This is a genomic window from Kitasatospora purpeofusca, from assembly GCF_036010405.1.
GTDB lineage: Bacteria > Actinomycetota > Actinomycetes > Streptomycetales > Streptomycetaceae > Kitasatospora > Kitasatospora purpeofusca.
In genome coordinates, this window is record NZ_CP108561.1 from 3,401,153 (window position 1) to 3,413,861 (window position 12,709).

Genomic DNA, 12,709 nt, shown 5'->3' on the forward strand with positions numbered 1-12,709 from the left:
CGTCAGGCTGTTTCGGAAAGGTACGCGGCAGCGCGCGCGTCGATCTCGCAGATCGCCGCGCTACCGCGCCGCCGATAGGGGGAAAGCAGGGTGCGCATGTCGGCGGCGGCCTGGCGGGTGCGGCCGGACCGCACGCCGTCCATGGCGTCGAGTGCCTGGGACCAGGTGGCGCAGGCCCGGTCGATGTTGTTCATCTGCGCGTGGACGGAGCCGAGGTATCCCAGCGTCACCGCGTGGGTGCGGGTGAAATTCGTCGCCCTGCGGGTGCGGACGCTGTGCTGGAACTCGCGCACGGAGCCGTCGAGGTCTCCGATGTCGCGCAGGGTGCACGCGGTCTCGTGGGCCAGGCTGGCCTCACCGAAGAAGAACACCCGGTCCGGCTCGGCAATGTCGTCGCTCGCGGCGGACAGGTCGCCCTCGGCCCGCAGCAGCGCCTTGGCAGCGGCGTTCTTGCGCCCGGCTGCAGCCAGGCTCCGGGCGTGGACGACGCCGAGGAGAGCCCGCTCTCTTGGGGAGGCGAGCGCGTACCGATCGCCGTCGACGGATGCGGCGGCGAGGTCGAGAGCCTGCTGATGGTGTCCGAGGTCGATGGCCTGGTGTGCCATCGCTCGCAGCACGTGGGCGGCCATCGGCGGATCGTCGGCCTCGGCCGCGAGTTTGACCGCCTCGGCGAAGTACCGCTGCGCCATCGCGTGCTGGCCACCGTCGAACGCCATCCAGCCTGCCAGGTAAGCGAGTTCGCTGGCTGCGGAGAAGAGGTCACGGCGTACCCGCTCGTCGGTGAACTTCCCCCGCAGGTAGGCGGTGACGTCGGTCGCCAGGTACTGCACCACGGACATCCAGGCGTGACCACCGCCTCGCCGTTGATCGACCTGCGAGAACAGGGTGGTCATATCGCGGACGGCTGCCAGGTCGCCAGGGCCCACCCGCCGGGTTGCGGCGGAGCTGCGCGCACTGCCCCGCTCGGCCATGCGTTGCCACCAGTCTTCGCCAGGCAGGGAGAGCCCGGCCACTGAGTAGACCGCCACCCCCAGCGCCCGCCTGCGTTCCACGTCCACGTCGGTTCTCCCGAGTTCGGCCAGCGCGCTCAGCGTATCCGCGTCCCAGTCGGATTTTTGGGGCACGGGTGCGATCAGACCGACCTCCTCCAGCGTCACGACCCGCCCGCCGAGCGCGCGACCCAACGCCTCGGCCAGGAATACACCAACGTTCCCGGCCGGCTGACCGCCGTTCTTCCAGTGCGTGATGCTCGACTTGTTGGTCTCCAAGAGCTCGTCATGCTCGGCCGCCACTCGCCTGACCAGGCGCGCGATCGCATCGCCGGAAAGCTTCGTATCGTCGATGACCTTCCGCAGTCGCTCGTTCGGTTCCCTCGTCGGCGCCAAAGCGCACCTCCCTGACGGGCCGTTAAACCGCTTAAACCGCTCAGCGTGCCCAACACCGTACTCCGAGTAGCGACTGGACGGTTCACTCATTGCATGCCGCTCGCCGGGTGGGACCGCCCTCGGATCCTGAACCCCTGCGGAGCGGCGGCCTGCGGCGGCTCCAGCCATGCATCCGGTATCGGGGGCGCCCTGCCGACTCGCGCCCCCGGAGACGCCAATGACGACTGCCGCCCGCACACCCCACCCGTGGAGCCTCGCCGACTCCTCCACAACAGATGCCCTCGCCCCCGACCGGGAACGCGCCCGCCGACGCGCCCTGCGTCACCCCGCCGTCGGCCGCCGCCGCGAGCGACGGCCGGAGTCCGCGGCATGAGCGCCGGGAACTCCCCGGACTTCAAGCTGCCCGAGGACCGCCACCGGGGCCTGTCCATCCGCACGTTCAAGATCGCGCAGGACGGCACCCGGTACGACGACTCCGGCGTCATCACCGTGGAGTCGGAGCCCGACGCCTACGCCTACCACCCCTCGGCCACCTGGCCTGCCTGTCGCTGCCCGCAGCACCGAGTCGGCTGACCCGCTGTCCCTACGGCACCACCCATCACGAGTGAGAGGAAGAACCTCCCATGTCCCTCGAACAGCTCTCAGGAAAGACCGTGCTGGTCACCGGCGCCGGCGGCCTCATCGGCAGCCGCATTACGTCCCAGCTCCGCCGGCTCGGTGCCCGCCCCGTGTCGGTGTGCAAGCTCGACGCCTACCCGCACGAGGTGTACCGCGAGCGGTTCGGCATCGACACCGCCGACCCGGACTTCATCGTCGGCGACATCGCCGAGCCGGACCTGATGCGTAAGGTGATCTCCGGCTGCGACTACGTCATCCACGCCGCCGCCCTGGCCGACGTGGCGGCCTGCACGCGTCGGCCGCTGGACGCCATCGACACCAACATCACCGGCACCCAACGTGTCCTGGACGCCGTCGCCGCCTCGAACCGGGTGCGCAGGATGGTGTTCGTCTCCTCCGCCAGCGTCTACGGCAACGGCAGCCCGAAGTTCGCGGAGGACGCGGCGGTCCAGCCGGTGTCGGTGTACGGGAACAGCAAGGCGTGGGGCGAGTACCAGACCGCCGCCGTGCTCGGCGGCGCCGGAGTCTCGTACGCCGTCGTGCGGTACTTCTCGGTCTACGGCGAGCCCCAGGTCGTCAAGGAGCACAGCCACTCCTGGGTGGTCGCCTGGTTCGCCATGCGGGCCACGCTCGGCATGCCGCTGCACCTCAACGGCGGCGGCCACCAGATCCGCGACATGGTCCACGTGGACGACATCGCCACCGGTACGCTGTGGGCGCTGGTCGCGCCCGATGTGCACAACGAGACCGTCAACATCGGCACCGGTACTGGCACTTCGATCCGGCAGGTCGCGGAGCTCGTTCGCAGCCACTACCCGGACGTCCCGTTGATCGAGACACCCATGCCGCCCGGCGACCCCGAGGGCGGATACGCCTCCGTCGAGCGGATGGAGACGCTGTTGGGGTGGCGGCCGGGCGTCACGATGGCGGAAGGCGTCGCCCGCTACGTGGCCTGGCTGAAGGCGACCCCGGAGGCTGTCCCCGGCTGGATGCGCCAGGCCGCAGCGGCCTAAATGATCGGCGGACGCCCCAGCTTGGTCATGCTCCACACCGTGCGCCAGCGCATCGGCTTGCGCCGACCGCACGGTGTGCGCCAGCCCTCGGCGAAGCCCGCGAACCACGCCTTCAGCCCGGCCGAATCCCGCGTCCGAGCAACGGTGAGCGCCATCCACACACTGAGGTAGACCGGCACGAGCAGGGCCGGGAGGTGTCGGCGCGCCAGGTACACCCGGTTGCGCGCGTTCACCCGGTAGAAGAAGGAGTGCCGAGTCGGGCTGGTGCGCGGGTGCTGGAGCAGCAGCTCGGGGACGTAGAGCACCCGCCACTCGGCATCCAAGGCACGCCAGGCCATGTCGGTCTCCTCGTGCGCGAAGAAGAAGGCGTCCGGCCAGCCACCGACCTGCTCCAGCATCTTCGAGGACAGCGCGTGGCCGCCGCCGAGGAAGCCGGTCACCTCACCGCCACGCATCGGATCACCAGCCCGCAGCCGGGGTACATGGCGCCGCTGGGTGACACCGGTCTCGTCCGCGATCCGGAACCCGACGATCCCAAGCCCGGGGTCGGCCTCGTACAGGTCGGCGATCCGGGCGAGGACGTCGTCCGCGACCAGCAAGCCGTCGTCGTCCAGGTCGATCACCACGTCCACGTCCCGCAGGTGCTCCAGGGCGACGTTCCGCCCGCCGGTCACACCGAGGTTGTCCGCGAGCTCCACGCCCTCCGCCCCGGCGGGCAGTTCCGGCAGCACGCACCCGTTGCCGACCACCACGACCTTCGCGGCCTTGACCGTCTGCATCCCCACCGACGCCAGCAGCTCGGCCAGTTCCTTCGGCCGCGTGCCCATGGTCAGGACCGCCACGCCCAGCTTGACGCCCACCGAACCTCTTCCCTTCGAGGAACCAGAGATGACCTCACGAACATCGAAGCCGGGTGCCACATCACTCCGCGATCTCGCCGAGAACCGGATCCTTCCCGCCCATCAGGTCATGGATCGGGACATACTCGCCTGGATCGACAGGAACCGCCCCGAAGCCCCAGTCGCGCCGCCCACCCTGCCACATCCGCCACTCATGCTGGTACCGGCCGACACCTGGTTCGCGCAGCCCCAGCTTGTGGACTCCATCCACGGCATCCGGCACAACGCGCGTGTCTCCCTGCTCGCCGGTCTGCTCGCCCAGGAGTACGGACTCGACCCCGATCACACCGCGGCCCTGTGCACCGCCGCAGCAGTCCACGACTGCCGGCGGCGCGACGACCGCGACGATCCCGGACACGGCCGCGTCGTCCGAAGCGAACAGGCCCGGCTCAACGGCGCCACCAACCACGGGGCACTCATCCACGCCAGCCAGCTCCTCAACCCCCGGCAGTAGGAGGCCGTTCATGCAGCACGAGTGGGACAACGCCCACACCGACCACACAGGCAGCGCCACCCGACCGGGGCCGTCCGGCCTCGCCGAGACCGAAGCCGACTGGCGCCGACACCTCGTACACGAGACGCCCAACGGCTGGCTGCTGAGCGGCAACGCCATGACCCAGGCGCTGACCTCCGGGCGCCCTGTCCACCTGATGCACACCACCGTCGCCCTGGACGCGATCCGCGCCAGCGGGCAGCTGTATGCCTCCACCGGCTGCCTGGTAGCCGCGCTCTACTGCGCACCCCTCGCCGCCGAGCCCGCCAGCCTACGTCCCCACAACCTGGGCAGCTACCTGCTTGAGACCAAGAAGCACACCCGCACCCTGGTCTTCGAGATCACCCCTGACGCTCCCGTGCCGCCCAAGGGCATCGACTATCTCCGGCTGGGCGCTGTCCACCTGCGCACCTACCTCACCCACCGCAACTTCCTCACCGAGGCCGAGGACGCCCAGCTCCGCCGAGCGGCGCTGGGCCGGGTCCGTGCAGCGGCGCCCTTCCTCGACACCCTCCTTGCCAACGCCACGGGGCACCCGACACCAGACGCGGAATTCATCGACCGGCTCGCCGCCACCGTGCCGGTCTTCCCGTTCCTCGGCTACCTCTACTTCGAGGTGGTGTCCGAATACCTGATGCTCAACTCCAAAACCCCCGAGACGAAGGCGGCACCGCCACCGACTTCACCGCGGTGCCACGGCCCGACGGAACGGGCGGCACCTTCGTCAACCGCCCGCCGAGGATCGCCGCAACGCTGTGGGTCACCTTCCCCGGAAGCGGCGCGGCCAGGATGCCCATCAGCGCGTCCGCCGACCATCCGCCCGCCAACAGGCCCTCCACCCGCGCGGCCTGGTCCGCCAGCGGTTTGCCGGCCAGTGCCAACGCCGGCTCCCGGGAACCGAGTTCGATCAGCAGCCCCATCCCTTCCGTCATCCGGGGCGCTGTCGCCACCGGATGGACGGAAGGTTCCTTCCGCCTCACCGTCCTTACCCTCAAGGAGGGGCTTCCCGCCTTCCCGGCGCCGGACGGCCCGGCGGCCGGTGCCACGGGAACCGGTGGCAATGCGTGAACCGCCTTGTCCCCCAAGGGCGCTTCATGCACGGAGACCACCGTCCTGACCCGCCCCGTCACGGGGTCGCGCACGGTCCGCCGCACGTAGTGCCCGGCCGTCTCCAGCTCCCGCAGCGCCCGGGCGACCGTCGCTCGCCCCTCGACGCTCTTCGCGGCCAGCGTCCGAACATCCTCCCGAGCGCCGTTCGGCAGACTGAGGAGGTAGCCGAGCAACCCGCGCGCCGCCCAACTGAGCGAGTGCTTCCGCACGACATGCCCGTTGTCGAGGATCGTGTACCCGGGCGCGTGCTTGGGGATACGATTGATCTGCATCGTGGAGCCCTTTACTCCTGGTGCCGTTCCCCGGGGTGTTGGCGCACCGCCGGGGCTTTCCTTTGCTGAAAGCAATGATCACGTTAGTCCAGCGAACAGCCCCGGAAACCTCATCCTCATCACCCGATCGGGCGGCGCACGCGCACACACCCCGGCGCACTCGAATGCCGAACAGCGCCCCCATGTGATGAACCGTCCAATGCCGGACAGTACCGCCGCCCGTCACCGGGCGCGAAGGTCGGGCTCATCCCTTCGGCACCCCCACGACGGCGCGCCCCGGACGCCGTTGCGTCCGGGGCGCGCCGTTCCGCGAATGCGGGTCTCAGCCCTTCGGGCCGGCCGACTGCACCACGTCGAAGGACCACAGGGTGGAGCCGGCGGCGGCGGGCCGCTGCGGCGCCTCGCCGTCCTTGGCCGCCGGCCGGTGCGCGGCCTGCATCGGGCCCGCGAGCCAGGCCTGGAAGGACTCCTCGTCCCGCCAGCGGGTGTACACCAGGTACTGGTCGGTCCCCTCGACCGGGCGGAGCAGCTCGAAGTACTCGAAGCCGTCCGAGTTCTCCACCGCACCGGCCCGGGCACCGAAGCGCTGCTCCAGCACCTCCCGCTGCTCAGCCGGAACGGTCAGCACATTGATCTTGACGACGGACACGCCGTACCTCCTCAGGGTTGTTCCGGGAGGCAGTCTGCTACACCTCACACGATCCACGGCGGGGCGACCCGGTCACCGGTGTCCAGGTTGACGGCCATGGACGGCGCCGGGGCGGCGACGACGGCGGTGAAGCCGTCCTCGGAGCGCATCACGCGGGGGAGGCCGGCGGGCAGGACGAGGGTGTCGCCGGCCGCGAGGGCGAGCTCCTCGCCGTCCAGGTCGACGACGGCGGTGCCGGTGAGGAAGGTCCACACCTGCTCGGTGTCCATGGTGTGGCGCGGGCCGGAGCGGGCCGCCGACATCTCGACCCGCCACAGTGCGAGGCCGGTGCCGCCCTGGGTGGGCGAGGCGTAGGTGGTCATCACGGCGTTGGGGGTCTCGGTACGGCGGGCATCGGTGCTGCGGATGACGGACAAGAGCGGGTGTCTCCCTTATGATGGACAACCAAGTTGTCTATATGGTCAATGAGGTTGTCGATCGTGTCAAGGGATTCCGAGGAAGACGTGAGGCCGGGCTACGAGCTGCCGCTGCGGCTGCTGCTTGCCTTCCGGACGGTCATCGACGAGCTGCACGAGCGGATCGCCCGCGAGGGGCACCCCGACCTGCGGCCGATGCACGGGTTCGTGTTCCAGGCGATCGGGCCGCACGGCACCACCGCCGTCGAACTCGGGAAGCGGCTCGGGGTGTCCAAGCAGGCGGCCGGGAAGACCGTCGAGCAGCTGGAACGGCTCGGCTACGTCGAGCGCGGCAGCGACCCGGCGGACGCCCGCCGCAAGGTGGTCCGGCTGACGGCGCGCGGGGTGGACTGCCTGGCCCGGTCGGCCCGGATCTTCGAGGAGCTGCGCGAGGAGTGGGTCGCGCAGCTGGGCGGCGAGGAGCGGCTGCGGGGGCTGGAGGACGCGCTGCGGACGCTCGCACCCGGGGACCCGTTCCGGCTGGACACCCCGAGGTGGTTCGGCGGCCCGTGACGCGGGCCCCCGAACGAGCGGCCCCCGGAAGGAACGACCGTCAGAACGAGCGGCCCTCACCGCGGTACGGGTGCTCCTCCACGACCCGGTCGGGCCGGTCCCGCTCGTCCGCGCACAGTGCGGAGGCCAGCCGGGTGAGCAGTGCGGCCAGGTCGTCGAACTGCTTCTCGTCCCAGTCGCCGAGCAGTTCGGCGAGCTGCGTCCGCCGGGCCGCGACCAGCTGGACGGCCGCCGCCTCGCCCGGCTCGGTGAGCCGCAGCGGGAGGCCGCCGGAGCGGGCCGCCAGCCCCCGGCCCTCGACCTCGCGCACCGCCTCCTCCACCACCGAGAAGGGCACGATCCGGCGCTCCGCCAGTTCGGCGGGCTCCACCGAGCCGTGGTGGTACATCTGGAGCAGCAGCCAGCTGGAGGCCGGCCTGAGGTCGAGCCCGGCCGTGGCGGTGATCCGTTTGAACAGGTCGCGCCGCGCCTCCCGGGTGCCGAGGACGGACAGCGCCCGGCTGATCTCGTCCAGCGAGGAGCGCTCGACCGGGTTGAGGCCGATGGACTCGGAGAGGTCGGGGGCGGTCACGGTGGTGCGCAGCTTCTGCTCGCGCAGGAACAGCGAGAGCACGAAGGCGACCACCGCCACCGGCACCGCGTAGAGGAAGACCCGGGTGATCGACTCGGCGTAGGCGTGGTAGACCGCCGCCTGGGTCGCGGCGGGCAGTTGCTCGACGACGCGCGGGTCGGAGGTGATCGCGCCGGGGCCGAAGCCGGGCGGCAGCGGGACGCCGGCCAGGGCGTCGCCGAGCCGGTCGTTGAGCCCCGAGGCGAAGATCGTGCCGAAGACGGACACCCCGAAGGAGGCGCCGATGGAGCGGAAGAAGGTGGCTCCAGCGGTGGCGACACCGAGGTCCTGGTAGCCGACGGAGTTCTGCACGATCAGCACCAGCACCTGCATCACCAGGCCGAGGCCGAGGCCGAAGACCAGGAAGTAACAGCTCATCTCGAAGGTGCTGCTGTTCTCGTCGAGCAGGGAGAGCAGGAACAGGCCGACGGTCGTGATCGCGGTGCCGGCGATCGGGAAGGCCCGGTAGTGGCCGGTCCTGGCCACGATCTGGCCGGAGCCGATCGAGGTGACCAGCATGCCGATCACCATCGGCAGCATGTGGATGCCGGACATCGTCGGCGAGACCTTCATGACCACCTGGAGGAAGGTGGGCAGGTAGGTGAGCGCGCCGAACATCGCGAAGCCGACCACGAAGGAGATGACGGCCACCAGGCTGAAGGTCCGGGAGCGGAACAGCCGCAGCGGCAGGACGGGCTCCTCTGCGGTGCGCTCCACCTGGACGAAGGCGACCAGCAGGACCAGGCCGAGCACTCCCAGGCCGATGATCTGCCAGGAGCTCCACCCCCAGGTCGTCCCGCCGAGCGAGGTCATCAGCACCAGGCAGGTGGCCACCGAGGCGATCAGCACGGTGCCGGGGTAGTCGATCCGGTGCCGGCGCCGGACCTCCGTCCCGTGCAGCACGGCGGCGATCACCACCAGGGCGACCACGCCGATCGGCAGGTTGATGTAGAACACCCAGCGCCAGCTGAGGTTGTCGACGAACAGGCCGCCGAGCAGCGGGCCGAGCACGCTGGTGACACCGAAGACGGCGCCGAAGACGCCCTGGTACTTCCCCCGGTCCCGGGGTGGCACGAGGTCGCCGACGATGGCCTGCGAGAGCACGATCAGACCGCCGCCGCCCAGGCCCTGGACGGCGCGGAAGGCGATCAGCTCCCCCATGTTCTGGGCGATGCCGCACAGCACCGAGCCCAGCAGGAAGATCACGATGGAGGCCTGGAAGAAGACCTTCCGGCCGTACATGTCGCCGAGCTTGCCCCACAGCGGGGTGGCCGCGGTCGAGGCGAGCATGTAGGCGGTGACCACCCAGGACAGGTGCTCCAGGCCGCCGAGGTCGCTGACGATGGTGGGCAGCGCGGTGGAGACGATGGTCTGGTCGAGCGCGGCGAGCAGCATCGCCAGCAGCAGGGCCCCGATCGGGACCCACAGACTGCCCGCGGTGACCGGGGGCTGGGCGGGAGCTCCCGCGGACCCCGGCCCCGGCCCCCCGTCCGGGCTCCGGTCGGACGGGGCGATCGGATCCGTCATGGCGTCTCCGTATCCCTCACAGCTCGGCAGATGATCACTCCAGGCCACCATGCTGTCAGAAATGCACCGTTTTGCTCCGTTCAGTTGAGCCGAACGTAAGCACGGGCGTCAGCCGGACCTTCACATCCGCACACCCACCGTTCACCGATGCCCAACCCCCACCAACCGGCACAAGGCCCCCACACCGGGCCGGACGCCCCTGTCCCCTCTCAGGGACGTCCTGCATAATCAGGCCCGTCCATCGCCTGAACACGAGTCCGACCGACCGCGCGTCCGGGACCGCGAACGACCGAGAACCGAGGAGGGCCGGCCGATGCCGGACCAGCGCTGCCCGACGTGCGGCTCCGCACGATCGACCGGGTGCGGCTGCCTCCCGCCGGACCGCGGCCTCGACGACACCGCCGTCCTGCCGCACCTGGAGGGCCCGCCGCTGGTCCGCCCGTACGTGCCGCAGGCCGTCGGCCAAGTGGCGGAACCGGCCTTCCCGGCGACCCTCGAAGCTCCCCCGGCACCCGGGCCGCCGACGGCCGACCCGTTCGGCACCACCGTGCTGCCCACGGTCGCTCCCCCGTCGGCCACCGCCCCGCCCGTCACGCCCCCGCTGGGACCGGACGCCGACGCCTACGCGACCACCGTGCTGCCCCCGGTCGCCACCGCCCCGCAGTTCCCCCCGTCGCCGACCGGCGCCCCGCCCCGGGCGTACGGCGCCCCCGCCGAGGACGAGCTGGGCGTCTTCCCGGTCGCCCCCGACGCCGCGGCACCCACCGGCGGCCGGGCCGCTCGTCGCGCCGCCGAGCAGGAGAACGGCACCGGGCCCGGCCGCCGCAAGGGACTGCTGATCGCGGCCGGCGCCGGCCTGCTGGCCCTCACCGTCGGCCTGGCCTACGCGGTCACCCCGTCCGCCGACCCGGACGACCGGACCGCGCCCCCGCCCAGTACGAGCATCGCCCCCGCCCCAGTGGCCCCGACCACCCCGGCCGCGCCGAGCCCGAGCTCGCCGCCGCCCACCAGCGACACCCCGACGCCCACGCCGAGCCGGACCAGCGCCAAGCCCTCGCCGACCCGGTCGACCGCGAGCACCCCGCCCCCGGCCGCCCCGAGCACCACCGCGGCCGCCGCACCGCCGGCCCCCGCCCCGGCACCGACCTCCGCCCCGGCCACCCAGCCGCCGGCGCCGTCGAGCCCCGCCCCGAGCCCCTCGACGACCCCGACCCCGACCGCCACGGCGAGCCCCAGCACCACGCCCACCCCGACCCCGACCCCCACGAACCGGGTGCTGCAGTACGGCATGCAGGGCACCGACGTGCAGGCCATGCAGCAGAAGCTCGCCGTGGTGATGTGCTGGATGGCGCCGGACATTCCCGTGAACGGCTACTTCGACGGGGACACCCAGTACTACGTGGCGTACTTCCAGAGCATGCAGGGCGTCCGCGGCGACAAGCAGGGCGTCTACGGGGCCAACACCCGGGCCGCCCTGGAGAAGCGCACCGGCTGCTGACCCCGGACGGGCCGTCAGCCCGTGATCGCCTTGAAGAGGCTGAACGCGGCCATCAGCACCATGATGCCCGCCGCCACCCGGATGATGATCTTCATCGGCACGTGCTTCAGCAGCTTCTGCCCGCCCAGGATCGCGATCCCCGCGACGGCGCACAGCGCCAGCCAGGCGCCCAGGCCCACGGCCAGCGGGTCGGCGTACTTGGCGGCGAGGTTGGCGGTCATGATCTGCGTCAGGTCGCCGAACTCGGCGATCGCCACGACCACGAAGCTGGCCCCGGCGACCTTCCAGAAGCTGTTCGCGGACGGCTCCTTGGCGGCGTGCCCGTCCTCGTCGTCGCCCCCGCCGTGGAACAGCAGCATCGCCGCGCCGGCCAGGAACAGCAGACCGGTGACACCCTCGACCCAGCGCTGCGGCAGCAGCGAGAGCAGCTGCCCGGCGACCAGGGCGATACCCACCTGGAGGGCGAAGGCGGCGGCGATCCCGGCGAAGACGTAGCTCGCCCGGTACTTGGCGCCGAGCATCAGGCTGGCCAGGGCGGTCTTGTCGGGCAGTTCGGCCAGGAAGACGATGCCGAAAGTAATGACGGCGACGGTCAGGCTCATCGGGGGTGGTGTCCCTCGGATTCGGGCTGCCGGACCGCGGGCAGCTCCGTCAGGGGTCGCTCCGGCCCGACAGCGCTGGTGGGAAGACACGCGGGACGCACGGACGCGCCCACGTTCACAGCACTGCGGCCGAAGGTCTCGCCGGCACCCGCGGACCAGGATCCGCGGTGCCCCGGGCGCCGGGCCCCGAGGGGCCAGTATGTCGACGGTCCGGTGGAGGGCTACTCCCCTTCAACTCGGCCAAGCCTACCCGATCACCGCTCCCGGCCGCCCGGCGCGGACGCGGCGGGGCCGGCGACCCGGACCGGCCCCCGGCCGACCAGCTCCAGCACCACCACGACCGCCGTCGACTCCACTGCCAGCAGCGCCACCAGCACGAACAGCCGCACCGTGCCCGCCTGGACCGGCGAGGCCCCGCCGAGCAGCATGCCCACGAACGCCCCCGGCAGCGTGACCAGGCCCACCGTCCGGGTCTGGTCGAGCGCCGGGACGAGCGAGGTGGCGGCGGCCGTTCGGCAGATCTCCATCCGGGCGTCCCGCTCCTCGAAGCCGAGCGCCAGCGCCGCCTCGACCTCGCCGTGCCGCTGGCGCAGCTCGTCCAGGGCCCGCCGCCCGGACAGCGAGGTCGCGGTGAGCGCGCCGCCGATCAGGATGCCGGCGACCGGGATGACCGACAGGCCCTTCGCCGGCAGCAGTCCGCTGCCGAGCAGCAGCACCAGCACCGGCAGCACCCCGGCGCCGATCGGCGCCGCCGCCCACAGCCAGGCCCGCCCCCGGTCCGGGACCATCCGCCGCCCGGCGGTCCGCACCGCGACCGTGAACATCAGCAGCACGAACAGCGCCGACCACCGCAGCGAGTCGACCACCCAGGCGATCACCAGCGCGACGGCGGCGAGCTGGACCACCGCGCGCAGCCCGGCCCGCAGCACGGCGTGCCCGTGCCCGAGCCGGCCCCACCCCGCGACCGCGACGGCGGCCAGCAGCAGCACCGCGGTGACCGCGCCCAGCGCCGGGGTCACCGGCAGCAGCTGTCCCCCGCCGGCGGCCGACGGGACACCGGGCACC

General features: G+C 71.7%; 13 protein-coding genes. 5 read left to right on the forward strand and 8 right to left on the reverse strand.

The genetic code is table 11. The annotated features are described in order from the left end of the window. Window positions 1-2: 2 nt before the first annotated feature. The gene (locus OG715_RS14765) at window positions 3-1,385 is read right to left on the reverse strand and encodes a Tat pathway signal protein (protein ID WP_266269215.1); all 1,383 of its coding nucleotides are present in this window, start codon (window positions 1,383-1,385) and stop codon (window positions 3-5) included. Between the two features lie 369 nt (window positions 1,386-1,754). Here OG715_RS14765 and OG715_RS14770 point away from each other — a divergent pair, with 369 nt between their 5' ends. Both OG715_RS14770 and OG715_RS14775 read left to right on the forward strand, forming a co-directional pair. Further along, window positions 1,755-1,958, forward strand: coding sequence for a hypothetical protein (locus OG715_RS14770; protein ID WP_266269216.1), 204 nt, complete (start codon window positions 1,755-1,757; stop codon window positions 1,956-1,958). A gap of 50 nt (window positions 1,959-2,008) precedes the next feature. After that, a complete protein-coding gene (locus tag OG715_RS14775; RefSeq protein ID WP_266269217.1) occupies window positions 2,009-3,016 on the forward strand; it encodes an NAD-dependent epimerase/dehydratase family protein in 1,008 nt (335 codons plus the stop codon). Here OG715_RS14775 and OG715_RS14780 read toward each other — a convergent pair. Continuing rightward, on the reverse strand, window positions 3,013-3,843 hold the full coding sequence (locus OG715_RS14780) for a glycosyltransferase family 2 protein (RefSeq protein ID WP_407661108.1): 831 nt from the start codon (window positions 3,841-3,843) through the stop codon (window positions 3,013-3,015). The genes OG715_RS14775 and OG715_RS14780 overlap by 4 nt on opposite strands. Window positions 3,844-4,069: 226 nt before the next feature. Here OG715_RS14780 and OG715_RS14785 point away from each other — a divergent pair, with 226 nt between their 5' ends. Further along, window positions 4,070-4,369 carry a hypothetical protein gene (locus tag OG715_RS14785; RefSeq protein WP_266269219.1) on the forward strand — a complete coding sequence of 100 codons (300 nt, stop codon included), beginning with the start codon at window positions 4,070-4,072 and terminating at the stop codon, window positions 4,367-4,369. Window positions 4,370-5,046: 677 nt separating this feature from the next. Here OG715_RS14785 and OG715_RS14790 read toward each other — a convergent pair. From OG715_RS14790 to OG715_RS14800, 3 genes are all read right to left on the reverse strand, one after another. Further along, window positions 5,047-5,790: a helix-turn-helix domain-containing protein gene (locus tag OG715_RS14790; protein WP_266269220.1), complete on the reverse strand. Its 744-nt coding sequence runs from the start codon at window positions 5,788-5,790 to the stop codon at window positions 5,047-5,049. A gap of 322 nt (window positions 5,791-6,112) precedes the next feature. After that, window positions 6,113-6,439: an antibiotic biosynthesis monooxygenase family protein gene (locus OG715_RS14795; RefSeq protein WP_030391634.1), complete on the reverse strand. Its 327-nt coding sequence runs from the start codon at window positions 6,437-6,439 to the stop codon at window positions 6,113-6,115. Between the two features lie 44 nt (window positions 6,440-6,483). Then, on the reverse strand, window positions 6,484-6,855 hold the full coding sequence (locus OG715_RS14800) for a cupin domain-containing protein (RefSeq protein ID WP_266269221.1): 372 nt from the start codon (window positions 6,853-6,855) through the stop codon (window positions 6,484-6,486). Between the two features lie 87 nt (window positions 6,856-6,942). Between OG715_RS14800 and OG715_RS14805 the strand changes: the two genes are divergently transcribed. Beyond that, window positions 6,943-7,407, forward strand: a complete 465-nt coding sequence (locus OG715_RS14805) for a MarR family winged helix-turn-helix transcriptional regulator (protein ID WP_323182122.1) — start codon at window positions 6,943-6,945, stop codon at window positions 7,405-7,407. Between the two features lie 40 nt (window positions 7,408-7,447). On the opposite strand, the gene OG715_RS14810 is transcribed toward OG715_RS14805, so the two are convergent. Further along, window positions 7,448-9,544, reverse strand: a complete 2,097-nt coding sequence (locus OG715_RS14810) for an MDR family MFS transporter (RefSeq protein WP_266269222.1) — start codon at window positions 9,542-9,544, stop codon at window positions 7,448-7,450. Between the two features lie 313 nt (window positions 9,545-9,857). Between OG715_RS14810 and OG715_RS14815 the strand changes: the two genes are divergently transcribed. Then, on the forward strand, window positions 9,858-11,042 hold the full coding sequence (locus OG715_RS14815; protein WP_266269224.1) for a peptidoglycan-binding domain-containing protein: 1,185 nt from the start codon (window positions 9,858-9,860) through the stop codon (window positions 11,040-11,042). Window positions 11,043-11,056: 14 nt separating this feature from the next. Here the strand turns inward: OG715_RS14815 and OG715_RS14820 are convergent, their stop codons facing one another. Further along, window positions 11,057-11,644, reverse strand: coding sequence for a TMEM165/GDT1 family protein (locus tag OG715_RS14820; RefSeq protein ID WP_266269225.1), 588 nt, complete (start codon window positions 11,642-11,644; stop codon window positions 11,057-11,059). 254 nt (window positions 11,645-11,898) lie between these two features. Further along, window positions 11,899-12,708: an ABC transporter permease gene (locus OG715_RS14825; RefSeq protein WP_266269226.1), complete on the reverse strand. Its 810-nt coding sequence runs from the start codon at window positions 12,706-12,708 to the stop codon at window positions 11,899-11,901. Window position 12,709 lies beyond the last annotated feature (1 nt).

Coding starts and splice junctions, on each gene's coding strand:
- OG715_RS14815 (WP_266269224.1), top strand. CDS start 9,858: ATGCCGGACCAGCGCTGCCCGACGTGCGGCTCCGCACGATCGACCGGG.
- OG715_RS14770 (WP_266269216.1), top strand. CDS start 1,755: ATGAGCGCCGGGAACTCCCCGGACTTCAAGCTGCCCGAGGACCGCCAC.
- OG715_RS14810 (WP_266269222.1), bottom strand. CDS start 9,544: ATGACGGATCCGATCGCCCCGTCCGACCGGAGCCCGGACGGGGGGCCG.
- OG715_RS14780 (WP_407661108.1), bottom strand. CDS start 3,843: ATGGGCACGCGGCCGAAGGAACTGGCCGAGCTGCTGGCGTCGGTGGGG.
- OG715_RS14790 (WP_266269220.1), bottom strand. CDS start 5,790: ATGCAGATCAATCGTATCCCCAAGCACGCGCCCGGGTACACGATCCTC.
- OG715_RS14820 (WP_266269225.1), bottom strand. CDS start 11,644: ATGAGCCTGACCGTCGCCGTCATTACTTTCGGCATCGTCTTCCTGGCC.
- OG715_RS14785 (WP_266269219.1), top strand. CDS start 4,070: ATGCTGGTACCGGCCGACACCTGGTTCGCGCAGCCCCAGCTTGTGGAC.
- OG715_RS14775 (WP_266269217.1), top strand. CDS start 2,009: ATGTCCCTCGAACAGCTCTCAGGAAAGACCGTGCTGGTCACCGGCGCC.